Here is a 24,476-nt window from a genome sequence, read left to right as displayed (position 1 = left end):
CTTATTCCTCTTCGGGTCCGCGCGACGCCACAGCCTTGGCGATCAAGGCGTTCATGTCGGCAGCACGCTCTGTAGTGCGGTCGTAGACGAAATGCAGCGTGGGCACGGTATGAATGTGCAGACGCTTGAACAGGCCGTTGCGCAGAAAGCCTGCGGCCTGATTGAGTGCAGCCAGCGTCACTTCGGGATCGCCGACGAGCACGCTGAAGAACACCTTGGCGTGGGCATAGTCAGGAGTCACCTCCACGCCTTGCAGCGTGACCATGCCGACGCGCGGGTCCTTCAACTCGCGGGCGATCAGCTCCGACAGATCACGCTGGATCTGGTCGGAAACTTTGAAGCTGCGGTTGGGTGCAGCAGATTTGCGTTTGGTTGCCATGAATAAAAAAGGAGCTATTTGCGCTTGCTGCACAAGGAGTTCAAGGCGTTCTCAGCCTCAAACCCTTGCGCAGCAGGCGCTAGCAGCTATTGCTTTTACAGCGTACGAGCGATTTCCTTGATCTCGAAGACTTCCAGCACGTCGCCTTCCTTGATGTCGTTGTAGTTGCGCAGCTTGATACCGCACTCGAAGCCTTCCTTGACTTCCTTGACATCGTCCTTGAGGCGGCGCAGCGACTCGATCTCGCCCGTGTAGATGACCACGTTGTCGCGCAGCAGACGGAAGTGTGCGTTGCGGGTGACGTGACCTTGCGTGATGTACGAGCCGGCAATGGTGCCGATCTTCGTCGCCACGAACACGGTACGGATCTCGGCCATACCGATGATCTCTTCGCGCTTCTCGGGAGCCAGCATGCCCGACATCGCAGCCTTCACCTCATCCACGGCGTCGTAGATGATGTTGTAGTAGCGCACGTCGACATCGTTGCCTTCAGCGGTCTTGCGGGCCTGAGCATCCGCACGCACGTTGAAGCCGATGATGATGGCCTTGGAAGCCAGAGCCAGGTTGACGTCGGACTCGGAGATACCGCCCACGCCGGAGTACACCAGCTGAACCTTGATCTCGTCGGTCGACAGCTTGAGCAGCGAGGCTGCCAGAGCTTCCTGCGAGCCTTGCATGTCGGCCTTGATGATGATGGGCAGAGTCTGCACATCGCCAGCGGACATTTCGGCGAACATGTTTTCCAGCTTCGCAGCCTGCTGCTTGGCCAGCTTGGTATTGCGGAACTTGCCGGCGCGGTAGGTCGCGATTTCACGGGCACGGCGTTCGTCGCTCAGCACCATGAAGTCGTCACCAGCCATGGGCACTTCGTTCAGACCCTGAATCTCGACAGGGATGGAAGGACCGGCTTCCTTGGTCTGCTTGCCGTCTTCGTCGAGCATGGCTCGCACACGACCATAGGTCTGGCCTGCCAGCACCACGTCGCCGACCTTCAGCGTACCGGACTGCACCAGCACCGTAGCCACGGTACCGCGGCCCTTGTCCAGCTGGGCTTCGATCACGATACCCTTGGCAGCGGCTTCCACCGGCGCCTTGAGTTCCAGCACTTCGGCCTGCAGCAGCACTTGCTCCAGCAGCTCGTCGATGCCCTGGCCAGTCTTGGAGGACACGGCAACGAAGGGAGAATCACCGCCGTACTCTTCGGGCAGCACCTCTTCCACGACCAGCTCCTGCTTGACGCGGTCGGGGTTGGCTTCGGGCTTGTCGGCCTTGGTGATGGCCACCACGATGGGGACACCAGCCGCCTTGGCGTGCTTGATGGCTTCCTTGGTCTGGGGCATGACGCCGTCGTCGGCAGCAGCCACCAGAATCACGATGTCGGTGGACTTGGCACCGCGAGCACGCATGGCCGTGAAGGCCTCGTGACCGGGAGTGTCCAGGAAGGTGATGATGCCGCGAGGCGTCTTCACATGGTAGGCACCGATGTGCTGCGTGATGCCGCCGGCTTCGCCCGACGCCACCTTGGTGCGGCGGATGTAGTCCAGCAGCGAGGTCTTGCCGTGGTCCACGTGACCCATGACGGTCACCACAGGAGCGCGGGGCAGTTGCTCGGCTTCGGAGTTGGAAACTTCCTCGGCTGTGAAGGCTTCGGGATCGTCCAGCGCAGCCACCTTGGCGGTGTGGCCCATTTCTTCCACCACGATCATGGCGGTGTCCTGATCCAGCGGCTGGTTGATGGTAACCATCTGGCCCATCTTCATCAGAACCTTGATGACTTCGGATGCCTTGATGGCCATCTTGTGGGCCAGTTCGGCCACGGTGATGGTCTCGGGCACCGAGATCTCCAGCTGACGGAACTCGGGAGCCTGCTGCTGTTGCTGCTCGTGACGGTCATTGCCACGACGGCCACCCCTGGGTCCGCCGCGCCAGTTGGAGCGGCCAGCGACGCCACCGGAGCTGTCGCCACGGGTCTTGATTTCCTTCTTCTTGGCCGCATCGTTGGACCAGCTCGAAGACAGCTTGGCAGACTTGACTTCCTTGCCAGGACGGGCACCGCCGCCGGCGTTGGCTGCACCAGCGCTGCCTGCAGGCTTGTTGCCATCCTTGGCGGCAACAGGCTTCTTGGCATCCGCAGCGACCGGAGCAGCCTTCTTGGGCTCTTCGGGCTTCTTGGCAACCAGCACCTTCTTGGGCGCGGCCATCATGGCACGGATGGCTTCCGCCTCGGCCAGTGCCTTGCGGCGGCGTTCATCCAGATCCTTGGCGCGGCTGGCTTCTTCAGCAGCCTTGGCCTGGGATTCGGCTTCCGCCTTGGCGCGTGCATCGGCCTGGGCCGCAGCACGTGCAGCAGCGCCTGCGGCGTGCTCGCGCTTTTCCTCTTCCTTTGCCGCCTTGGCTTCAGCCACCTTGGCGACTTCAGCGGCTGCATAGGCTGCAGCACGTTCCTCGGCTTCGCGCTCGCGGCGCTCGCGCTCTTCGCGCTCTTGACGTTCCTTGGCCAATTGTTCTTCCTGATGGCTCAACAGCTCGGCCTCGCGGCGAGCATCTTCTTCACGGCGTACCAGCTCTTGACTAGCGGCACGCTCCTGCACAGCCTTAGCCATGCTTTCCGCATTGGCCTGAGCCTCGGCGGGAGTGTCTTCCCGCTTCACGAAAGTGCGCTTCTTGCGCACTTCCACCTGAATCGTACGGGCACGGCCCGATGAATCCGCCTGCTTGATTTCGCTGGTGGACTTCTTGGTCAGCGTGATCTTCTTGGCACCGCTGCCATGGCTTGCCTGCAGGTGAGACAGCAAACGCTGCTTGTCACCTTCGGTCAGCGCATCAGCGGCATTGGCCTTGTCAACCCCGGCGGCCTTGAGCTGCTGCAGCAAGGTATCAGGGGTCGTGTTGCGCTCTTTCGCAAATTCTGCAACCGTATTACTCGACATAAATGCTCTGTACCTCCCTGACCTTACTCTTGCCCATCGGTAAACCAGTGCTCACGCGCCTTCATGATCAAGGCCTTGGCTTCTTCGGCAGTCTGACCGGTGATTTCGGTCAGCTCGTCGATTGCCAGGTCGGCCAGATCGTCACGGGTGTGCACATCAGCTTGCGCCAGCTTGTCCAGCAGTTCGGCACTCATGCCGTCCAGAGACACCAGATCCTCGGATGCCTTGCTCACATTTTCTTCGCGAGCAATTTCCTGACTCAGCAGTGCATCCTTGGCGCGGCTACGCAGCTCGTTCACCGTCTCTTCGTCGAAGGATTCGATTTCGAGCATTTCCTGCAGCGGCACATAGGCCACTTCTTCCAGGGTCTCGAAACCTTCTTCGATCAGGATGTTGGCGATTTCCTCGTCCACATCCAGCTTTTCCATGAACAGCTTGCGCGAGACAGCCGACTCGTCGGCCTGCTTCTGAGCAGACTCGGCAGCGTCCATGATGTTGATCTTCCAGCCTGTCAGCTCGGAGGCCAGACGTACGTTCTGACCGCCGCGACCGATGGCGATGGCCAGATTTTCCTCGTCCACCACCACGTCCATGGCGTGCTTTTCCTCATCCACGACGATGGAAGAGACATTGGCAGGAGCCAGAGCACCGATCACGAACTGTGCGGGGTCTTCGGACCACAGCACGATATCCACACGCTCGCCGGCCAGTTCGTTGGTCACGGCGTTCACACGGGTACCGCGCACGCCGACGCAGGTGCCGATGGGATCCACGCGCTTGTCGTGGCTCAGTACGGCGATCTTGGCACGAGAGCCGGCGTCACGGGCGCAGCTCTTGATCTCCAGCAGGCCTTGCTCGATCTCCGGCACTTCATTGCGGAACAACTCCACCATGAATTCGGGGGCCGAGCGCGACAGCAGGATGGGAGCGCCGCGCAAGGTCGCATCGACTTCCATGATCATGGCACGCACGCGGTCGCCATTGCGCAGATTTTCCTTGGGGATCATCTCGCCGCGCTTGAGCCGGCCTTCCACACGGCCGGATTCGACAATGATGTCGCCCTTGTCCATGCGCTTGACGGTACCGGTGAAGATCTTCTCGCCACGGGCCAGGAATTCGTTGAGCAGCATTTCGCGCTCGGCGTCGCGAATCTTCTGCAAGATGACCTGCTTGGCAGCCATGGCACCAATACGGCCAATGGGCAGCGACTCGATCTGCTCTTCAATGAACTCACCAATTTGAATGCCGGGCACGCGGTCTTCCGCATCCATCAGCATTTCTTCGGCGTCGGGGTTCTGCAGACCGGCATCGTCAGACACCACCACCCAGCGGCGGAAGGTGTCGTAGTCGCCGCTTTCGCGATCGATGGACACGCGGATGTCTACTTCACCTTGGTACAGCTTCTTGGTGGCCTGTGCCAGTGCGGATTCCACGGCACCAAAAACCACATCGCGTTCCACGTTCTTTTCACGCGAAATGGCTTCAACCAACATCAACAGTTCGCGATTCATGCGACGACTCTCCTATTTCAATCACACAAAGAGGATTTGCATGCGACCTCTTTGCCCCAAAAGATTCCAACGCTTCAGCTGCCTCATTCAGGCTTGGCTGCGCGTCCTTTGAAATTCACAATCGGTGCCAGACGAGCTTCGCGCAACTCGTCAAGCGTAAAGCCCATGGCGTTCAACGGCGCTGGCTCACGCTTCTTGCTGACGCGCACGCCCGGCTTGGGAGGCGGCTCATCGCTCCAGACGATCTGCCAGCCACCTTCTTCAGTCCGTTCCAGCGTGCCACGAAATTTCTTGCGGTTTGCATTGATCTTGTCGCCACCAGCAGCCCCGATGGGAGCCTTGAGCGTCAGATCCACCTCCGAGCCTTCAAAGCGGATGAAGTCCTGCTCATGGCGCAGCAAACGGTCAATGCCTGGAGAAGAGACCTCCAGGCGGGCGTAGTCCGCACCATCGACTTCCAGCGCAAACTGAAGCTGGCGCGTGACTTTTTCGCAGTCTTCCACTGTCACGAACTGCTCGGGCAGCTCAGGCGCACCTTCCTCCGGCGCCTGCCAAGGCAAATCAATCGTGATGCGCAGCAGGCCACCGGCCGAGCGCTCGATTTCAACCAGGTCATAGCCCAGACCTGTCACGGTTTGTTCAACGATTTGCTGTAGTGCCACGTGTATTCAGTTCAATCCCGAAAAATCTGTCAAATCATGGACTTAGCTCTGTCAAAAACAGGTTTCGCCATGAATTGCCCAAAAAAAACGGGCGGTATGTACCCGCCCGTTTGGTCGTGAAGCCGTGATTGTAGCCGCAAACCATTGTTTTCGCAAAAAGTGTCTCGCATAAAACAGCGATCAACGCAAGACTTCCTGCAGGTCATCGGCGCGCAACAATCGCTGCAGCAAATCCTGGGCCTCCTGCACATCGGCAGGCCTCGCCGCAGCATCTGCGGGCAGGGATTGCAGCATCCGCGCCAGCACCCCCGTCTGCGGAAGCACAGGTCCCAGGAATCTGGCCTGCTCGCCCTGCGCCACCAAAATGGACGGAAAGGTCTCTATGTCCAGATCGCCAGCGACATCCTCGCGGTCTTCCACATCGAGCCAGACAAAACGCATAAGCGGAAACTGGGCAGCAAGAGCCTCGAAGGGTTGCCGGTACTGTTTACAGGTACCGCACCAGTCAGCACAGAGGCAGACAACCAGCCATGCGTCTGCTTTTGTAATTTCTTGTTTCATTTCACAAACTCTGGGCAGGCCTTCGCACACGCCCCTGCATTGATCCCCGCAATGGTAGCGCCAGATGCCCCCAAGGACTCAAACCCCGGTCATCACCCGACCAGCGCACATTGAGACCCTTGAAGCTGCCGCACTCTATCCCTATTATTTTCCTGAACCCGGGCGCGGCAATGGCAGCAGCCATAGCAGCTAGCTTGCGCCCTTCTTTCGACAAGAAGATTGGTGACTCCATGGATTACAAGGACTATTACAAGATACTTGGCGTGGACAAAAAGGCCTCCACCGAGGACATCAAGAAGGCCTATCGCAAGCTCGCCCGCAAATACCACCCCGACATCAGCAAGGAAAAAGATGCGGACGCTCGCATGGCCGAGGTCAACGAAGCCAACACCGTACTCTCCGACCCCGAAAAGCGCGCCGCCTACGACGCCATGGGCGACGAGATGCAGTTTGCGCAAAACGCCAGAGCCCAGGGCGGCGGAGGCTTTCGCCCGCCGCCAGACTGGGATCAGCAGGATTTTCACTTCAGCAGCCAGGGCAATGCCGGCAGCGACGCCGATTTCAGCGATTTCTTCTCGCAGATGTTCGGCCAGGCCGCTCGTGCACGACGCCATCAGGGCCAGCAAGGCGCGCGCAGCACACCCGATATGCGCGGCCAGGACCAGCATGCCAGCATAGAGCTTGATCTGCAGGACAGCTATAGCGGAGCCGTGCGCTCGCTGCATCTGCGTGCCACCGTACTCGACGAACAAGGCATCCCCACCTACAAGGACAAGGAGCTGCAGGTCACCATTCCCAAAGGCGTGCGCGAGGGCCAGATGATTCGCCTTGCCGGCCAGGGCAACCCCGGCCTGGGCAAGGGTGCCCCGGGCGATCTGCTGCTGGAGGTGCACTTTCGCAGCGACCCACGCTGGTGGTCCGAGGGCAAGGATGTCTACCAGCGCGTGCCGCTCGCGCCCTGGGAGGCCGAGCTGGGCGGCCCCGTGCGCTTCAAGACGCTGGCCGGAGAGCTGGAAGTCACCGTGCCTGCCGGCTATCGCTCGGGCCGCAAGCTGCGCCTCAAGGGCAAGGGCCTGCCTGCCGCCACGCCGGGTGATCTGTATCTGGTGCTGGATGTGGTCTTCCCGCCCGCCGCGACGCCCGAGCAAAAGCAGGCCTATGCCGACTTTGCCAAGGCCTTCCCGCAGTTCGATGCCCGCAGCCTGAGTTGAAAGGTTTTCCCATGAGCACCTCCCACTACCCTTTCTACGAACCTGCCGAGCTGCTGGAGCAGGCCGTGCTTGATCTGCACGAGCTGGCGCGCCATTGCTGCACCAGCCCGCAATGGGTGATAGAGCATGTGCAGACAGGCGTCATCAGCTACGACAACGAAGGTCAGCTGCGCGAGATCAGCCACGAGCAATGGCGCTTCAGCAGCCAGACGCTGGTGCGTGCACGCCGCATTGCCCAACTGGAACACAGCTTCGACGCCGACCCTCAGCTCGCCGCCCTGACCACCGATCTCATCGAGGAAGTGCAGCAATTGCGCCGCAAGCTGAAGAATCTGCAGGGATGAGCGAACCAGCGCTCTGAAGCCGTGAAAAGCAAAAAGCCCTCGCACCGAAGTGACGAGGGCTTTTTTGCGGGCCGCACACCAGGGCGCAGCCTGCTGCAGGAATTAGCCGTGGCGCTTGCCGGGCTGCTTCTTGCTGCGAGTGTGCGAACCACGCTCCAGGCTCACGCGCTGGCCACGGCCGGGAGTGGGCAGGGTCACGCCATTGGGTGCCTGGGGACGGGGAGTGGCCTTGCGGTCTGCTTCGGTAACGATCTTATTGCCCATGTCGAATTCTCAATTGGGAGGTTGAAAAGGATCAATTAGGCCACAGCCAGAGAATTCGCGCCAAATAAATACAAACTTTCGAGTGCGGATTCAGTGTTTTTCAGCGAATGCCTGCCTCGCGAATCAGTGAATCGACAGCAATTGCAGGTGTTCAACGCCTCAAACCCTTGAAGGGAAAGCGCTGCCCGCCATCACCTTCAGACCGCCGGCGACTCGGCAACGACCCCGGCGGCCTCGACCAGCTGACGCGTATAGGCCTGCTGCGGCGCCGTGAGCACCGCCTGCACCCCGCCCTGCTCCACGATCTGCCCGTCCTTCATGACCAGCACCTCATGGGCCATGGCGCGAATCACATCCACATCGTGGGTGATGAGCAGATAGGCCAGACCACGCTCCTTTTGCAGCCGCTGCAGCAGGGCCAGCACTTGCTGCTGAATGGTGACGTCGAGCGCACTGGTGGGCTCATCCAGCACCAGCACCTCGGGCTCCATGATGAGAGCTCGTGAAATCGCCAGGCGCTGCCGCTGCCCGCCCGAGAATTCATGCGGATATCGCTGCAGCAGGCCGGGAAACTGGGCCTCGGTCAGCCCCACCTCTTCCAGCATCTTGAGCACGCGCTCGCGCCGCAGCCCGGCGGCGAGCTCGGGGACATGGATCTGCAGGCCTTCACCGACGATCTCTTCGACCGTCATGCGCGGCGACAGCGAAGAAAACGGATCCTGAAACACCACCTGGATCTTGCGCCGCAGCGCCAGATTGGCCGCGCTGTTGCGGATGGCCGGCTGCTGCCATGGCCTGCCGGCCACCTGCAGCTCCCCGGCCGCCGGCAACAGCCCCAGCACGGCCTGGGCCAGCGTGGATTTACCCGAGCCCGATTCACCGATCACGCCCAGGGTACGACCGGGGCGCAGCAGCATATCCGCGCCCTTGACCGCCACGAATGCCCCTTTTTTGAACCAGCCACGAATGCCGGGCAAGGGTGTGGCATAGCTCACCTGCAGGGCCCGGGTCTGGACCACGGCCGCCTTGCCGGCGGGCTCGACCCCCTCCACCACATTGCGCACCGGCCGACTGGCCAGCAGCTTGCGGGTATAGGCATGCTGCGGGTTCTGCATGAGATCGGCCACAGCGCCCTGCTCAACGAGACGGCCTTTTTCCATGACCGCCACGCGGTCGGCGAAGCGGCGCACCAGGTTCAGGTCATGCGTGATCATCAGCACGGCCATGCCGGTCTGCCGCTGCAGATCGGCCAGCAGATCCAGGATCTGGCCACGCAGCGTCACATCCAGCGCCGTCGTCGGCTCGTCGGCCAGCAGCAGCCGGGGACGACTGGCCAGGGCCATGGCAATCATGGCGCGCTGACGCTGGCCGCCGCTGAGCTGGTGCGGAAAGCTCTGCGCCCTGCGTCCAGGCTCGGGAATGCCGGTCGTGGCCAGCAGCTCCACCGCCTGCTCCAAGGCCTGAGCACGGCTCAGTGCCTGCTTGAGCTGCAGCACCTCGGCGACCTGCGCGCCCACGGTCATCAGCGGGTTCAGCGCCGTCATCGGCTCCTGAAAGATCATGGCGATATCGCCGCCGCGTATGCCCTGCATCTCGCGCTCCGAAAGCCCCAGCAGATCGCGCCCGTCCAGCAGGGCCCGGCCACCCAGTTGCGCATCGCCCACCAGGCGCAGCAGCGACAGCGCCGTGACCGACTTGCCCGAGCCGGACTCCCCCACCAGTGCCAGCTTTTCACCGGCGTGGAGGCTGAAGCTCACACCCTGGACGACGGTTTTGCCGCCAAAGCTGACCTGCAGGTTTTCGACCTGGAGCAGGGGCTGCACAGCCCCCGCAAGGGCCGATGCATCAACCTGGTTCATGCCAAAGCCTCCAGGTGGATGCCCTGCATGATTTCTGCCGTGCGGGCGAGGATTTTTAAAATACTTTGGTAATGCTTGACTTGGTTGAAGCTCAGTGTTTGGCCTTTACGGTCTTTGAGCCATTTTTGCGCAGGCTGGTAGCCACCAATATAAAAATCCCACACACCATCGGGCACTTCGTCAAGGTATTGGTTTTTGTTAATCCAAATTTGGTTTTTTTGCAGCTTGGGTTGGTCAATACAGCGATCCCCTTCGCCTTTCAACGGATAAGAGGTGCCACCAATGGCCGTGGATTGCATCAAATGCAACCGGCGCAATTGACTGCCCTGCTCGCGCAAGCGCCAAAACTCATCCGCATTGGCAGGCCAGGGGATGCGCGGGAAATCATATTTCAGAAACTCTGCATAAGTGCTGCGATAGACCGGGCAGTGCAGCACGGCATAGATGTAATCGAATACTGCCAGTTCGTCGGGCTGGCCGTTTTTTTTATGCTTAGCCAGTGTTTGCAGTTTTTTATACAGCTTGGGGTCAAAGTTGATTTGACGCTTTTCTTTGAGCGCATCGCCTTCGGGGTATAAATAAAGAGGAAAAATAGCTGACTGAGTACTTCTTTCAGCGCACTTAGTTTCCATTAATCCATTAACCACATAGAAATGATCAACCGTAGAAGTTTTATTACTTCTTGCCGTTGCTAATCCATAATTTTCATGCAGCATATGCCGCATAACACCTTCGCGCGGACGGCAATGAAAACCGCGTGATGTACCTGTATAGAGCGTCCAGCGGTTATCAAAAGGTCGGTAGGCTATGGGCACCAGCTTTTCCATGCTGAGATTGGCCTTGGCATCTTTTTGCGCCTCGGCTACCTGCCAGTCCTGCACATCCACACCCAGCTGGTATTTCCGCCGCGCGGCTTCGGGCTCTAGTTCGACAAAATCGTTGACACGCTGCCACAGCTTATCCTTGTCGCTGTCAATGGTCAGCGCATCGCGGGCAGTGACTATGCCCACAGAATTGACCGGCATTAATTCATGCACAGCAAAGCCCTGCTGGTATTTTTCTTGCAATCCATGGTTGCGGCAGATAAAGGCATATTGCGGCGCTTGGGGTGCTAACTTTTGCCATTCAAAGCTGGCCAAGTTGCTGTCAAACAATGCTTTGTATTTATCTTCACGTTTGCCCCATAAATCACCATGAAATACCTGTGCCAGGGGTTTTGCGGGGGATTTTTTTTCGATATTTCGCTTGTGCTTGACTGCAATTAAAATGCTGACACCCTGCTGAATATCAAACACATTGATGTCGGGATTGCCTTCGGGGGTAATTTCTTTCTTTTTGCTGTTGCCGTGCAAATCCAGCACATACATTTTGTCAAAGCTGCGCATTAAATGCCAGCGCATACCACGAAAAGTGGGGTTATCCAGATAGCCGTGGTTGGTGATAAAACCCAATACGCCTTCACCATTTTTCTCAATCAAATGCTCGGACATGCGGATGAATTTCACATAGTCGTCATTGATCCATTTGGAGTTGCGCTCTTGCAGTTTTTGTTTGCCGCCTGGCTCTTTTTTATAGGCTTCCATCAAGTCCATGATCCACGCACCCTTGTTGCTGCTTTCGCCGGCATAGGGTGGGTTGCCCAGGATGCACATGATGGGATTTTTACGCTTGATGGCGCTGGCTTCGCGGGCCTCACGCGTGAGCCACTGCGCCATGAATAAATCCATGACTTCGCGCTCGCCCTCTTCCAGGCTGTTGGTCAGGTACACGCTCAAACGTGGCGGATTGTTGCCTGGCAGGTAACCCAGCTCGGTCAGGATCATGTCCAGCTTCATGTGGCACATGCTGTAGGAGGCCATGAGCAACTCAAAACCGTGCAGACGCGGAATCAAGTCCTCTTCAATATACGAAGTCCAGAGACTCTCACCTACACTTTTGATTTTTGGTGCAATCTGCTTGACCACTTCGGCCAAAAAGGTGCCGGTGCCCGTGGCCGGGTCCAGAATTTGCACCCGGTGAATGTCTTTTTTCTGCGTGACGGCTTTGCCTTTTTTGTCGTTGGCGTCGGTGTCCCAGTCGATGGCGATTTTGCTGGTGTCGGCCAATCCATCGGCCAAACCAAACTCGGTTTGCAGCACCTCATCCACGGCCCGGACGATAAAGTTCACCACAGCCTCTGGGGTGTACCAAACGCCCCGGGATTTGCGCTTGCCGGGGTTGTAGGCAGATAGGAAGGTTTCGTAAAAATGCAGAAAGGGGTCTTTGCGCCCCGTCAGCTGGCCAAAGCCCTGCATGATTTTTTTGACGTCGGCAGCCTGGAATACAGCGGCCAAGTCATCAATCACCCAGGCAATGCGCGGGTCCAGATCAACCCCGGCAATAAAGCCAAACAGGCTGCGCAAAAACGGGTTGGATTTGGGCAGCAGGTCCAAGGCCTCCTGACGGTTGAAGCTCTCGGGCGTGTCGTCATGCAGGCGGGCTGCAAACAGGCCGTAGGCGATGGTTTCAGCGTACAGGTCGGCAAAGTCAGCCATGCTGATGTCGCGTATCAACTGTTGCTTAAAGGCCTGGTAATGGCCGGACAGCTCGCTGCTACTGCCGTCATCGGCGCTCAGGGTCTTGGCGAAAATGTCTTTCATCAGCTGCGCCTTGCCCGCCATCATTGTGGCCAGCACTTCAGGGCTGCTAATGCTTTGCGGGCGCTGACTGATGAAGTCTTTGAGCAGTTTTTCCAGGGTTAAAAACTGTTCTGCCTTAGGCTGGATGCCTAGCAAGTAATCGGCAATACTGACCGAGGCAAACAGCTCGCCATTGCGATAAAAATCCCAATCTAGGCAGTTGGTGTAAATCAGGTTAGGCAGAGCTTTGCGGTAGCGCTCTTGCTGCGCCTTGTTGGCATCCTTCATGCCACGCAAACCAACATGCAAGTCTTTGGCCTCTACATGCCCCACGGCCAACTCACCACGCTGGATGATGAAGTCAGGCGCACCGCAGGCCACCCGTTTGGGTTCGTTAATCGCAGTGATTTCGCTGCCCACACTCTCCAACAGCATTTGCAATGCAGGGCGATAAGAGTGCTCCGTAGCGGCACCTGTTTTATGAATACGGATGACTTCTTGTAAAAATTTTTTAATCACAATGCAAACTCAGGAAGATAAGTAGGTACGTGCGCGGTATAGGGCAATGCTCAAGCCTACGCCTTGCGCGGGTCCAGCGCATCGCGCAGGGCGTCCCCCATAAAGGTCAGCAGCAGCAACGTGATGACCAGCACGCCAAAGGTGGACAGGGAAATCCACCAGGCATCGATATTATTCTTGCCCTGGCTCAGCAGCTCGCCCAGGCTGGGCGTGCCCGGCGGGACGCCCAGGCCCAGGAAATCGAGCGAGGTCAGAGCCAGGATGGCTCCGCTCATGCGAAACGGCAAAAAGGTGATCACCGGCGTCATGCTGTTGGGCAGGATGTGGCGAAAGATGATGGAGCGATTGCTGGCACCCAGCGCCTGGGCGGATTTCACATAGTCGAGCTGGCGATTGCGCAGAAACTCGGCGCGCACATAGTCGGCCAGCCCCATCCAGCCAAACAGGCTCAGCAGGATCAGCAGCAGCGAGACACTGGGCGCAAACAGCGCGCTGAAGATGATGAGCAGGTATAGCTCGGGCATGGAGCCCCAGATTTCCGTCAGGCGCTGAAAGGCCAGATCCGTCCTGCCGCCAAAGAAGCCCTGTACCGCCCCCGCCAGCACGCCCAGCAGCACGCCCACGGCCGTCAACGCCAGGCCGAACAGCACGCTGACGCGAAAACCATATATAAGCTGGGCCAGCAGATCGCGCCCCCGGTCGTCGGTGCCCAGCCAGTTGTCCGCCGACGGCGCAGAAGGGTTGGGAGACTTGGCAAAGTAGTTGATGGTGGACTTGCCATAGCGGTTGAGCGGGAAGATCGCCCAGTTATCGCCCTCACCGAGCCTTTGCCGGATGAAGGGGTCCAGATAGTCGGTAGGCGTATGGAAATCGCCGCCAAACGTGGTTTCCGGGTAATCGTGCAGCAGCGGCAGATAGGTCTGCCCCTCATAGCGCACGATGAGCGGCTTGTCGTTGGACAGCAGCTCGGCAAACAGGCTGAGCACCACCAGCACCGAGAAGATCAGCAGGCTGACAAAGCCCAGCCGGTTGGATTTGAAACGCCTCCAGGCCCGACGCCCTGGGGATTCGGATTGGGCAGCAGGCGCCGCCGGCGCGCGCTCTACTCCTGTATTCATAGCTTCTTGCGCTTGCGGGGCATTGGTTTGAGGCTTATCTTGCATAAATCAGTCAAACTTGACCCGGGGGTCCACCCAGACATAGCAAAGATCGCTGATGAGCTTGGTCACCAGGCCGATCAGCGTGAACAGATAAAGCGTGCCCAGCACCACGGGAAAGTCGCGCCGGATCACGCTTTCGTAGCTGAGCAGACCCAGACCGTCGAGCGAGAACAGGGTCTCGATCAGCAGCGCCCCGGCAAAGAAGGCACCGATGAAAGCCGAGGGAAAGCCCGTAACGATGGGAATCAGCGCATTGCGAAACACATGCTTGTAGAGCACCTGGCGCTCGGACAGGCCCTTGGCGCGGGCCGTCAGCACATACTGCTTGCGGATCTCCTCAAGAAACGAGTTCTTGGTCAGCATGGCTGTCACGGCAAAGCTGCCGGCCACCATGGCCGTCACGGGCAGCGCGATATGCCAGAGATAGTCCGCCACCTTGCCCATGGTGCTGAGTTCGTCGAAATTGGCCGATGTCAGCCCGCGCAGCGGAAACCACTGCAGCTGCCCGCCAAAGATGACCAGCAGCGCCACACCCAGCACAAAGCCAGGGATGGCATAGCCGATGAGAATCACAATGGTGGTCGCCAGATCGAAGCGTGAGCCCGCTCGCACGGCCTTGGCCACGCCCAGCGGCACAGCCACCAGATAGCTGATGAAAAACGTCCACAGGCCCAGGCTGATGGAGACCGGCAGCTTTTCCTTGACCAGCGCCCAGACGCTTTTGTTCTGAAAAAAGCTGGTACCCAGATCGAAGCGCGCAAACTGGCCCAGCATCTGCACGAACCGTTCGACCGGCGGCTTGTCAAAGCCGTACAGCGCCTTGATCTCCTCCAGGCGCTTGGGATCCACGCCCTGGCCGCCGCGATAGCTCATGGAAGCGCCTTCGGCTCCATGTCCAGCGCCAGCCTTGGCCTCGGCCAGATACTGCTCCACCGGGCCGCCGGGCACAAACTGGATGACCACAAAGGTCAGCAGCAGCACGCCCAGCAGCGTGGGGATCATCAGAAAAATGCGTTTGAGAATATAGGCAAACATCTTCGATCAACCCTTGTTTTCAGCCGCAGCGGCGATGGCCGCAGCGCCGGGCCGCCCCAAGCAAGGCCAGCCCCCTCGGGGGACAGCAACCCGTGCAACGGTGGAGCGTGGGGGCGACTTCACTTGGCCCACCAGGCATAGACCGCCCATAGCTCGCCCGGCGAATAGGCCGGAATCTGCCCCGGCAGCGCCAGCCTCCAGGCGTCATAGACCATGCGGTGCGTGCCCGAGTAATACTGGGGAATCAGGTAATGGCCGTGCACGATGATGCGCTCCAGCGCATGGCAGGCGGGCAGCATCTGCTGCTCGGACTTGGCCGCAGCCATCTGGGCGATGATGGCATCCACCGCCCTGCTCTTGAGGCCGACATAGTTCGAGGCTCCCTCCACATCGGCGGCGGCGCTGCCAAACAGCTCGGCATATTCCTGACCCGGGTTGTGCGTACCGGGCACGTTCAGCGTCACGATGTCGAAGTCGTATTTGTCCATACGCTGCTGATAGAGCGCGTAGTCCACATTGCGCACCTTGAGCGTGATGCCCAGCTTTTCCAGATTGCGCATCCAGCTGCTGACGATCTTGACGCCGCTCTCACTGCTGTCCAGATATTCCAGCACCATGGGCTCGCCGCTGGCGTTGCGCAAGGCTCCGTCCTTGACCGTCCAGCCTGCATCGGCCAGCAGCTTCTGCGCGCGGCGCAGATTGCCGCGCAGGCCGTCGCCCGTATCGGTGCGTGGCGGCTGGGCCATGGGCCCCAGCGTGGCGGGCGGCAGGCTGGTCTTGAAAGGGGTGAGCAGGGCCAGCTCCGCCTCGGTGGGTTCGCCCCGGGTCTCGCACGCCGTGTTGCCGAACAACCCGTGCACGCGCTGGTAGGCGCCGTAGAACATCTGGCGGTTCATCCACTCGTAGTCATAGGCCAGACCCAAGGCCTCGCGCACGCGCACATCCTTGAGCTGCTCGCGGCGCAGGTTCAGGAAGAAGCTCTGAAAACCTGAGGGCAGCTTATTCTCGAATGCGCCCTTGACCAGCTCGCCCGAGGCAAAGCGCCTGCCCGTCAACCGCCTGGCCCAGTCACCCGCGCTATTGATGCGCATGAGATCGAACTCGCCGGCCTTGAGCGCCTCCAGCCGCGCCGTTCCGTCCTTGTAGATCTTGATGGTGATGCGGTCGAAGTTGGCCAGGCCGACACGCACCGGCAAGGCTGCCCCCCAGTAGCCCGCGTCGCGCACATAGCTGATGTCCTTGCCGAACTTGACCGGACCGATCTTGTAGGGCCCGCTGCCAATCGGCGTGTCCATCACCACCTGGTCAAAGGCCTTGGGCCTGCCATCCGCGCCCAGCCCCCAGTCGCGGCTGAACACCGGCAGCAGGGTGCCCACGGTCAGCGGCAGGTCACGATTGGGCTTCTTGAAGCGAAAGCGCACCGTGCGCTCGTCGATCACGTCACAGCCGGCCACCTCGGCAAACAGCGTCTTGTAGCCGGGCGAGACATATTTGCTCAGCAGCGTCTCGTAGCTGTGTTTCACATCCTGAGCCAGCACCGGCTTGCCATTGTGAAAGCGCGCCTGTTTGCGCAGCTTGAAGGTCGCGGACAGGCCGTCGGCCGCCACCTCCACATCCTCGGACAGCAGGCCGTAGCCCGTCGCCGTCTCGTCGAGACTGGGAGTCAGCAAGGTCTCGAACAGCATGTCCGCCAGATAGGCGGGCGGCGAGCCCTTGATCGTGAAGGGGTTGTACTTGTCGAAGGTCGAATAGCGCAGATTGCTGACCATGCGCAGCTCGCCGCCCTTGGGCGCTTGAGGGTTCACATAGTCAAAGTGCTTGAAGTCGGCCGCATACTTGGGCTGACCCCAGAGCGCATAGCCATGTGCTGCCAGGGCAGGTGTGGCAACTTGGCTGCTGACAATCAGGGCTGAGCAAATCATCCAATGGCGCATGCGACAATTCTGCCCTACCCCGACTGATTCGCACCCAGTTCGTACAGATACGTTTTCAAAGATGGCGCGTCTGCCACAGATGCAGCCATCATCTCTTTCAATTTTCTTTGGAGAACAACAATGGGTTTTCTCGCCGGTAAAAAGCTGCTGATCACGGGCGTTCTGTCCAACCGTTCCATTGCCTACGGCATTGCCAAGGCCTGCCACGAGCAAGGCGCAGAACTGGCTTTCAGCTATGTGGGTGAACGCTTCAAGGACCGCATTACCGAATTTGCTGCCGACTTCGACTCCAAGCTGGTGTTCGACTGCGACGTGGGCGACGACGCCCAGATCGAAAAGCTGTTCGCCGACCTGGGCGCCACCTGGGGCAAGTTCGACGGCTTTGTGCACTCCATCGGTTTTGCCCCCCGTGAAGCCATTGCCGGCAACTTTCTCGACGGCCTGAGCCGCGAGAACTTCAAGATCGCCCACGATATCAGCGCCTACAGCTTCCCCGCCATGGCCAAGGCGGCCCTGCCTTACCTGAACGACAAGTCCTCGCTGCTGACGCTGTCCTATCTGGGTGCTCTGCGCTCCATCCCCAACTACAACACCATGGGCCTGGCCAAGGCATCGCTGGAAGCTTCCGTGCGCTACCTGGCCGAAGCCGTGGGCCGCACTGCCGACGGCCGCGCCATCCGCGCCAACGGCATCTCCGCCGGCCCCATCAAGACCCTGGCGGCCTCGGGCATCAAGGACTTCGGCAAGCTGCTGGGCCGTGTGGCCGATGCCGCACCCCTGCGCCGCAACGTGACCATTGAAGACGTGGGCAATGTCGCTGCCTTCCTGCTGTCCGACCTGGCCTCCGGCGTGACCGCCGAGATCACCTACGTGGACGGCGGCTTCAGCCAGACCGCAGGCCTGTCGGCCGACCAAGTCTGAGCCCCAGGCTTTTGACGACACCAGCCCCGCAGGCTTCAGCAGCCTGCGGGGCTTTGTTTTTTGGGGACCGCTGCCGACATCTTGGCCCTTGCCCTACAAGCGCGGCAAGGCACTGACGCTATGGTTCACAGTGTTTTCTCTATGGTTCTGACGAATATTCAAGAGGAGCTTACATGCCATATCGTTTTCTCATCCTGACCGCATCCGCTGCTGCCCTGACGGCCTGCAGCACCCCCGAGCCCCAGCCCGCCCAGGCCATCGCCAGATTGCAGGCCACTTCGGGCAGCAAGGTCAGCGGCGATGTGAAATTCACCCAGAAGAGCGGCCAGCAGGTCGTGATCAATGCCGTGATTCACGGCCTCAAGCCCAATTCCGAGCACGGCTTTCACATCCACGACAAGGGCGACTGCGGCGACAACGGCAATGCCGCTGCCGGCCACTTCAACCCGCTGGGCAATCCGCATGGCAAATATGACTCGACCCAGCACCATATGGGCGACCTGCCAAGCCTGAAGGCCGACTCCAACGGCGTGGCCACCGTCAACGTACAGTCGGCAGACATCACCTTGCTGGCCGGCCCTGGCAATGTCATAGGCCGGGCAGTGATCGTCCATGCCCAGCCCGACGACTACACCACCCAGCCCACGGGCAATGCCGGCGCGCTCATCGCCTGCGCCGTCATCAGCCGCGACTGAAGGCCCTGCCGCTTTGACAAAAGCCGCTGCCTGGCTGCAGCGGCTTTTTTCATTGGAATCACCACAATCCCTATAGATAAGCCGCTGATGGCTATGTTCTTTGATATGGGTTCGTACCCGCATCGACAGCACAGGCTCCGCGCTCTAGCATGAGTTGCATCTTTACCGGGAGATAGCCATGCCTGAACCACGGCACCGATCCCTTCGGGAATGCATTCTCTGGCTGGTCTGCGCCTGTCTCTGCATGGGCTTTGCTGCCGTGCGGGCCCAGACCACGGCCCAGCCGCCTTCGCTGATGCTGGCCCAGGTCTGGCGCAGCGGCCTGCCGCTGCAGGACTACTGGGTCAGCGAAAAACTGGACGGCGTACGCGGCTACTGGAACGGCCACCAGCTCGTCAGCCGTGGCGGGCAGCGGATCGCGACGCCAGAGTGGTTTGTTCGGGACTGGCCGGCCACCCCCATGGATGGCGAGCTCTGGGCCGGACGCGGCCGGTTTGCCCATGCTCAGTCCACCACGGCACAGGCCATCCCGGACGATCGGGCCTGGCGCCAGATGAGATTCATGGTGTTTGATCTACCCGCAGCTCCGGGCAGCTTTGACCAGCGCCTGCCGCTGCTGCAGCGCACCGTCGGGGTCATTTCCCAGGACTGGGTGCAGATGGTGGAGCAGCGCAAGCTGGGCTCGGAAGCCGAGTTGCAGCAATGGCTGCACACGGTCGTCAAAGGCGGCGGCGAGGGCTTGATGCTGCACAAGGGCAGCGCGCCCTATCGCCCGGGCCGCAGCGACGACCTGCTCAAGCTCAAGCCTTTCGATGATGCCGAAGCCCGGGTCATAGGCTACAAAAGCGGACGCGGGCAATGGCAGGGCATGACGGGTGCGCTGCTGGTGCAGACCCCGGACGGCAAGCAGTTTTCACTGGGCTCCGGACTGACGGCGCAGATGCGCAAAAGCCCGCCTGCGCTCGGCAGCTGGGTCACCTACCGCTACCAGGGCCTGCACGAGAAAAGCGGCCTGCCGCGCTTTGCCCGCTTCTTGCGCGTGCGCAGTGAGCCAGGCTTTCAGCCCGAGCCGGCAGGCCCGTGATTCAGGTGTCCTCGCTGACTGCCCCCGGCCATGCGTTTGAATCCCGCGACATCAGTGGCTACGGCAGTTGCGCCCCCAGGTCGCGCGCGGCCTGCAGCACGTTTTTGACATAGCGCTCGTCATAGCGATGCGCTGGCATGGTCAGCGTCAGGGCGGCGGCCAGCTCACCGCTGCGGCGGAAAACCGGGGCCGAAATGCCAGCGATCTCGCTATGCCTGTCACCCACCAGCGCTTCATAGCCATCGGCCCGTACACGCGCATAGTGGCTGCGCTGCTTCTTCACCCAGTCGCCCAGCTCGGGATCGAAAGCGACCAGCACGCGCCCGCCAGCGCCTTTGTCCAGAGGCAGCAGATCGCCGGCACGCGCATGGTCGCGCACCGGGTGCGGCGAATCCACGCGGTACAGGCACAGGCGTTCGCGCCCCTGGCGCACATGGTAGGCAGCACTCTCGCCTGTGGCCTGAACCAGTGCGCGCAGCACCGGCATGACCAGCTTGTCCAACGAGAAGCTCTGTTCGTAAACCGCATGCAGCCTGGCCACGGCCGAGCCCACCGCATAGCGCCCGTCATCCTGGCGCTGAACCCAGCCGCCATGCTCCAGAGAGGCCAGCAATCGCAGCACCGTGCTCTTGTACAGGCGCGTGCGCTCGGCCAGCTCGGCCAGGCTCAGCGCGGCATCGCCATCCTGGAATGCGCCCAGCACGCTGAGGGCGCGGTCCACTGCGGCCACACCGCCAGGCGCGGCATTCTCGTCGGCTACGGATTCATTCAGGGATTTACGCGGCATAAAAACTCCTGCCTCTCAGCTTGACAGGGCATCAGGACGCAAGGCAATATTTCAATAGAAAGAATTAAGTTCTATTAGATAGAACGCCATTAAAGCATTGTGCCAGCTGCAATGCAAGCATGAAATCCAAGTGAGGCAACCATGTCATTCCCCCACCGCTTCGATCTCCTGATCAGCGAAGTCGGCCCCCGCGACGGCCTGCAGTCGGTCTCGGCCACCATGAGCACGGCCCATAAATACGCCTGGATCGATGCCCTGGTGGCTTCGGGCGTGCAGGAAATCGAGGTCGGCTCCTTTGTCTCGCCCAAGCTGCTGCCGCAGATGGCCGATGCCGCCGAGGTCGTGCGCCACGCCGTCACCCACCCCGGCGTCACCATCATGGCCCTGGTGCCCAACCTCAAGGGAGCCGAAGCCGCCATGCGCGCCGGCGCGCACAAGATCACGTTGCCCGTATCGGCCAGCCCCGCGCACTCCATGGCCAATGTGCGCAAGACGCCTGCACAGATGGTGGAGGAAGTACGCGCCATCGCCAGGCTTCGCGACGAGATGGCCCCTGCCGTGCATATCGAGGCCGGCATCTCCACCGCTTTCGGCTGCACCTTGCAGGGCCTGGTGCCCGAGGACGAGGTGATCGCCCTGGCTGCAGCCTGCGTGGCCGCCGGAGCCGACGAATCGGGGCTGTCGGACACCACAGGCATGGCCAACCCGGCCCAGGTCAAGCGCCTGTTCACTCGCCTGCGTAGCGAACTCGGCGACAGGGCCGGCGCCGCACATATGCACAACACCAGAGGCCTGGGTCTGGCCAACTGCCTGGCCGCCTATGAGGCAGGTGTGCGCACTTTCGACGCTTCCCAGGCCGGGCTGGGCGGCTGCCCCTATGCCCCCGGCGCTTCGGGCAATGTGGTGACCGAAGATCTGGTCTTCATGTTCGAAGCCATGGGACTGCGCACCGGCATTGATATTGAGCGATTGCTTGCAGCGCGAGAAACGCTGGCCGCCGGTCTGCCGGGCGAGGCGCTGTACGGCATGCTGCCACCCGCAGGCCTGCCCAAGGGCTTTGTGCCTCACCGTTACTGATCACGCCTCGGCTCATCGACGAGCCGAGCACCACAAGAGATGAATATGTACTCCTCAACCGAATCCGCCGACACCGGCGCAGCTCCCCTGCCCTATGCCGGCATCCGCGTGGTGGAATTCACCCATATGGTCATGGGCCCCAGTTGCGGCCTGATGCTGGCCGACCTGGGCGCCGAAGTCATCAAGGTTGAGCCCGTGGGCCACGGCCGCAACGGCGATGCCACGCGCAAGCTGCTGGGCTCAGGCTCGGGCTTTTTCCCGCTGTTCAACCGCAACAAGAAAAGCCTGACGCTGGATCTGCAGACCCCCGAAGGCAAGGAAGCCGCGCTGCGGCTGATCGCCACGGCCGATGTGGTGACCGAGAACTTCAAGCCCGGCACCATGACCAAGCTGGGTCTCGACTACGAAAGCCTCAAGCAGCAGTTTCCGCGCCTCATCTATGTGAGCCACAAGGGCTTTCTGCCCGGCCCCTACGAGCATCGCACGGCACTTGACGAGGTGGTGCAGATGATGGGGGGCCTCGCATATATGACAGGCCGGCCCGGCGACCCGCTGCGCGCGGGCACCAGTGTCAACGACATCATGGGCGGCATGTTCGGCGCCATGGGAGCCATGGCAGCCCTGGCCCAGCGCGAAAAGACCGGCAAGGGCCAGGAAGTGCAAAGCGCACTGTTCGAGAACAATGTGTTTCTGATCGCCCAGCACATGATGCAGTACGCGGTGACCGGCAAGCCCGCAGCCCCCATGCCCGCGCGCATCTCGGCCTGGGCGATCTACGACGTGTTCGAAGTCCAGGGCGGCGAGCAGATCTTTCTGGCCGTGGTCAGCGACGGCGCATGGCGCGAGTTCTGCAACGCCTTCGGCCTGGAGCAGCTGCGTGACGACCCGCGCCTTGGCAGCAACAACGACCGCGTGCAGGCCCGCAGCTGGCTGATGCCGCTGCTGCGCGAAACCATGGCCGGATACAGCGCCGCGCATATCGCTCAGGTCTTCGAGGACAAGGGCCTGCCGTTTGCGCCCATCGCCCGCCCGCACGATCTGCTCGAGGACCCGCACCTGAACGCCACCGGAGCGCTGGCCCCCATCACCTTGCCGGACGGCCGCGACAGCAAGACCGTGCTGCTGCCGCTGACCCTGGACGGCAAGCACCTGCAGGTGCGCCTCTCACCCCCCAGACTCGGCGAGCACAGCCTGGAGATTCTGACGGCGCTGGGCTACAGCCGGGATCAGGCCCAGGCGCTGTCACAGGGCCTGCCCGACTGAGCGGCCTGCGGGGCCATCGCCCCGCCCGATTTCACGCCCCCCCCAGAACAGGACGCCCACGCGCGCCCTGCGGGGATTCTTTACCCCAATTTCCAGATTTCAGGAGACAAAACCATGCCACACAGCCCTTCTTCCCGACACCCGAGCCGCCGCCAGGCGATAGCAGCATGCACGCTGATGGCCATGACGCTTGCCGCAGGCAATGCTGCAGCCCAGCCCGGCGAATGGCCCGCCAAGTCGATACGCATGGTCGTGCCCTTCACGCCTGGCGGCGGCACCGACACGGTGACGCGCCAGATCAGCGAGCGCATGGCGACCGCGAATCGCTGGGTCATCGTGGTGGACAACAAGCCCGGTGCGGGCGGCAATATCGGACTTGATGCCGTCGCCAAGGCACCGGCCGACGGCTATACCTTCGGCATGGGACAGACCGCCAATCTGGCCATCAATCCATCGCTGCTGCCCAGCATGCCTTTCAACGCCAAGACCGATCTGCTTGCCGTGGCGCTGGTGGCCTCGCAGCCCGTGGTACTGGTCGTGCCCACCGATTCGCCCTGGAAATCGCTGCATGACCTGATCGCCGCAGCCAAGGCCCAGCCCGGAGCCATCAAGCAAGGCCTGGCGTCCACGGGCACCGTCGGCCATCTGGCAGGGGAAATGCTTTCCTACAAGGCCAAGATCGATGTGCTCAACGTGCCCTACAAGGGCGCCGCGCCGGCCGTGACCGATCTGCTGGGCAAGCAGACCCACTATATGTTCGGCACGCCTCAGGCGGTCTACCCCATGATCAAGGGCCAGCGCCTGCGCGCCCTGGCCGTGACCTCGGCCAAGCGTCTTGCCATCCTGCCCCAGGTCCCCACCGTGGCCGAGTCCGGCTTCCCCGGCTTTGAAGCCGTGGACTGGAAGCTGATCGTGGCCCCCAGAAACACGCCCGCCGCGCTGGCGCAGAAGATCAACTCCGCCGTGAACACCGGCTTGCAGGACCCTGCAGTGCTCAAGCAGTTGCAGTCCGAAGGCAGCACACCCATGGGCGGCAGCCTGCAGGATGCCCAGGCCTATCTGCAAAAGGAGCAGGCCAGCTGGGCTGCGCTGATCCGCGACGCGAAAATCACTCTGGAATAGACATCAAAAACAGGAGCTACTTGCGCAACAACTAACTATATTTCAGATTGTTTAATACATTAAAACAATATAGGTAAAGCGCAAGCAGCTACTATTTTTGATTCATGCAGCGCAGCCCCTCAATGAACAGCACAGCCAGGCTCGCGCCCGCGGCATTGGCCAGCGCATCGAGCCACTCGGCTGACCGCGTGGTGGAGAAGCCGGCCTGCAGCAGCTCGATCACGCCGCCATAGCCGGCGCACAACAGCACCACGGCCAGTGCTTGCCCGGCTGCCCAGCGCAAGCCGGTAGCATGCGCACGCGCCAGCCCCGCGCAGCAGAGCAAACCCGCCAGCACAGCATGCAAGCCGGCATGCACCAGCTTGTCCGTGTGCTCGAAGCCACCCAGAAACGGGAACAGTCTGAGAATCAGCCCACCGCTGCTGCCCGTCTCATTGAGGCAGCCCCAGAGCATGAACAAGGCCCAGCCCAGGCTGGCTGCCGCCAACAGCTTCCACAGAGGCACGGCGCCAGCCGGTTTCAGGAATGAATGCATGGCAG

General features: G+C 61.0%; 21 protein-coding genes. 8 read left to right on the top strand and 13 right to left on the bottom strand.

The features are described from left to right. Position 1: 1 nt before the first annotated feature. From rbfA to DFO48_RS01165, 5 genes are all read right to left on the bottom strand, one after another. Positions 2–379 (bottom strand): 30S ribosome-binding factor RbfA, encoded by a 378-nt coding sequence (gene rbfA / locus DFO48_RS01185; protein WP_003080483.1) that lies wholly within the window; start codon positions 377–379, stop codon positions 2–4. A 95-nt stretch (positions 380–474) separates the two neighbouring features. Beyond that, positions 475–3,309: a translation initiation factor IF-2 gene (gene infB, locus DFO48_RS01180; protein WP_034349990.1), complete on the bottom strand. Its 2,835-nt coding sequence runs from the start codon at positions 3,307–3,309 to the stop codon at positions 475–477. Positions 3,310–3,332: 23 nt separating this feature from the next. Continuing rightward, a complete protein-coding gene (gene nusA, locus DFO48_RS01175) occupies positions 3,333–4,820 on the bottom strand; it encodes a transcription termination factor NusA (protein WP_003080487.1) in 1,488 nt (495 codons plus the stop codon). Positions 4,821–4,903: 83 nt separating this feature from the next. After that, complete coding sequence (rimP, locus tag DFO48_RS01170) at positions 4,904–5,482, bottom strand: ribosome maturation factor RimP (RefSeq protein WP_003080490.1); 579 nt, start codon at positions 5,480–5,482, stop codon at positions 4,904–4,906. A 180-nt stretch (positions 5,483–5,662) separates the two neighbouring features. Next, entirely contained in the window at positions 5,663–6,043 is a 381-nt protein-coding gene (locus DFO48_RS01165; protein WP_114862298.1) for a thioredoxin family protein, read from the bottom strand. A gap of 230 nt (positions 6,044–6,273) precedes the next feature. On the opposite strand from DFO48_RS01165, the gene DFO48_RS01160 reads away from it, so the two are divergent. Both DFO48_RS01160 and DFO48_RS01155 read left to right on the top strand, forming a co-directional pair. Continuing rightward, on the top strand, positions 6,274–7,254 hold the full coding sequence (locus DFO48_RS01160) for a DnaJ C-terminal domain-containing protein (protein WP_114862676.1): 981 nt from the start codon (positions 6,274–6,276) through the stop codon (positions 7,252–7,254). 11 nt (positions 7,255–7,265) lie between these two features. After that, positions 7,266–7,598, top strand: a complete 333-nt coding sequence (locus DFO48_RS01155) for a chaperone modulator CbpM (RefSeq protein WP_003080495.1) — start codon at positions 7,266–7,268, stop codon at positions 7,596–7,598. 102 nt (positions 7,599–7,700) lie between these two features. On the opposite strand, the gene DFO48_RS25360 is transcribed toward DFO48_RS01155, so the two are convergent. From DFO48_RS25360 to DFO48_RS01130, 6 genes are all read right to left on the bottom strand, one after another. Next, positions 7,701–7,862 (bottom strand): hypothetical protein, encoded by a 162-nt coding sequence (locus DFO48_RS25360; protein ID WP_003056362.1) that lies wholly within the window; start codon positions 7,860–7,862, stop codon positions 7,701–7,703. Positions 7,863–8,059: 197 nt separating this feature from the next. After that, positions 8,060–9,721, bottom strand: coding sequence for an ABC transporter ATP-binding protein (locus tag DFO48_RS01150; protein WP_114862297.1), 1,662 nt, complete (start codon positions 9,719–9,721; stop codon positions 8,060–8,062). Beyond that, complete coding sequence (locus DFO48_RS01145; RefSeq protein WP_233506264.1) at positions 9,718–12,858, bottom strand: type ISP restriction/modification enzyme; 3,141 nt, start codon at positions 12,856–12,858, stop codon at positions 9,718–9,720. Before DFO48_RS01145 ends, DFO48_RS01150 begins: the two co-directional genes overlap by 4 nt. Before the next feature lie 56 nt (positions 12,859–12,914). Beyond that, on the bottom strand, positions 12,915–13,976 hold the full coding sequence (locus DFO48_RS01140) for an ABC transporter permease (RefSeq protein WP_114862295.1): 1,062 nt from the start codon (positions 13,974–13,976) through the stop codon (positions 12,915–12,917). 48 nt (positions 13,977–14,024) lie between these two features. Beyond that, on the bottom strand, positions 14,025–15,053 hold the full coding sequence (locus DFO48_RS01135) for a microcin C ABC transporter permease YejB (RefSeq protein ID WP_114862294.1): 1,029 nt from the start codon (positions 15,051–15,053) through the stop codon (positions 14,025–14,027). 119 nt (positions 15,054–15,172) lie between these two features. Then, a complete protein-coding gene (locus tag DFO48_RS01130; protein WP_114862293.1) occupies positions 15,173–16,987 on the bottom strand; it encodes an extracellular solute-binding protein in 1,815 nt (604 codons plus the stop codon). Between the two features lie 120 nt (positions 16,988–17,107). Here DFO48_RS01130 and fabI point away from each other — a divergent pair, with 120 nt between their 5' ends. From fabI to DFO48_RS01115, 3 genes are all read left to right on the top strand, one after another. Beyond that, positions 17,108–17,908 (top strand): enoyl-ACP reductase FabI, encoded by an 801-nt coding sequence (fabI, locus tag DFO48_RS01125; protein WP_003063172.1) that lies wholly within the window; start codon positions 17,108–17,110, stop codon positions 17,906–17,908. A gap of 173 nt (positions 17,909–18,081) precedes the next feature. Further along, complete coding sequence (locus tag DFO48_RS01120) at positions 18,082–18,603, top strand: superoxide dismutase family protein (protein WP_114862292.1); 522 nt, start codon at positions 18,082–18,084, stop codon at positions 18,601–18,603. A gap of 178 nt (positions 18,604–18,781) precedes the next feature. Beyond that, positions 18,782–19,687: a DNA ligase gene (locus DFO48_RS01115; RefSeq protein ID WP_114862291.1), complete on the top strand. Its 906-nt coding sequence runs from the start codon at positions 18,782–18,784 to the stop codon at positions 19,685–19,687. Between the two features lie 58 nt (positions 19,688–19,745). Here the strand turns inward: DFO48_RS01115 and DFO48_RS01110 are convergent, their stop codons facing one another. After that, positions 19,746–20,474, bottom strand: coding sequence for an IclR family transcriptional regulator (locus DFO48_RS01110; RefSeq protein ID WP_003080511.1), 729 nt, complete (start codon positions 20,472–20,474; stop codon positions 19,746–19,748). Between the two features lie 141 nt (positions 20,475–20,615). Here DFO48_RS01110 and DFO48_RS25355 point away from each other — a divergent pair, with 141 nt between their 5' ends. The 3 genes from DFO48_RS25355 (at position 20,616) to DFO48_RS01100 (ending at position 23,936) form a co-directional block, all read left to right on the top strand. Continuing rightward, a complete protein-coding gene (locus DFO48_RS25355) occupies positions 20,616–21,551 on the top strand; it encodes a hydroxymethylglutaryl-CoA lyase (RefSeq protein ID WP_199406930.1) in 936 nt (311 codons plus the stop codon). Positions 21,552–21,596: 45 nt separating this feature from the next. Next, positions 21,597–22,814, top strand: a complete 1,218-nt coding sequence (locus tag DFO48_RS25350) for a CaiB/BaiF CoA-transferase family protein (protein ID WP_199406929.1) — start codon at positions 21,597–21,599, stop codon at positions 22,812–22,814. A gap of 177 nt (positions 22,815–22,991) precedes the next feature. Further along, on the top strand, positions 22,992–23,936 hold the full coding sequence (locus DFO48_RS01100) for a tripartite tricarboxylate transporter substrate binding protein (protein WP_233506322.1): 945 nt from the start codon (positions 22,992–22,994) through the stop codon (positions 23,934–23,936). 91 nt (positions 23,937–24,027) lie between these two features. Here DFO48_RS01100 and DFO48_RS01095 read toward each other — a convergent pair whose 3' ends face one another. Then, the gene (locus tag DFO48_RS01095; protein ID WP_114862675.1) at positions 24,028–24,471 is read right to left on the bottom strand and encodes a VanZ family protein; all 444 of its coding nucleotides are present in this window, start codon (positions 24,469–24,471) and stop codon (positions 24,028–24,030) included. Positions 24,472–24,476: the final 5 nt, after the last annotated feature.

Source organism: Comamonas sp. AG1104 (assembly GCF_003350425.1).
GTDB classification, from domain to species: Bacteria; Pseudomonadota; Gammaproteobacteria; order Burkholderiales; family Burkholderiaceae_C; genus Comamonas; species Comamonas testosteroni.
The sequence above is the reverse complement of the archived record's forward strand: the minus strand, read 5'-3'. Positions and strand labels throughout refer to the sequence as shown.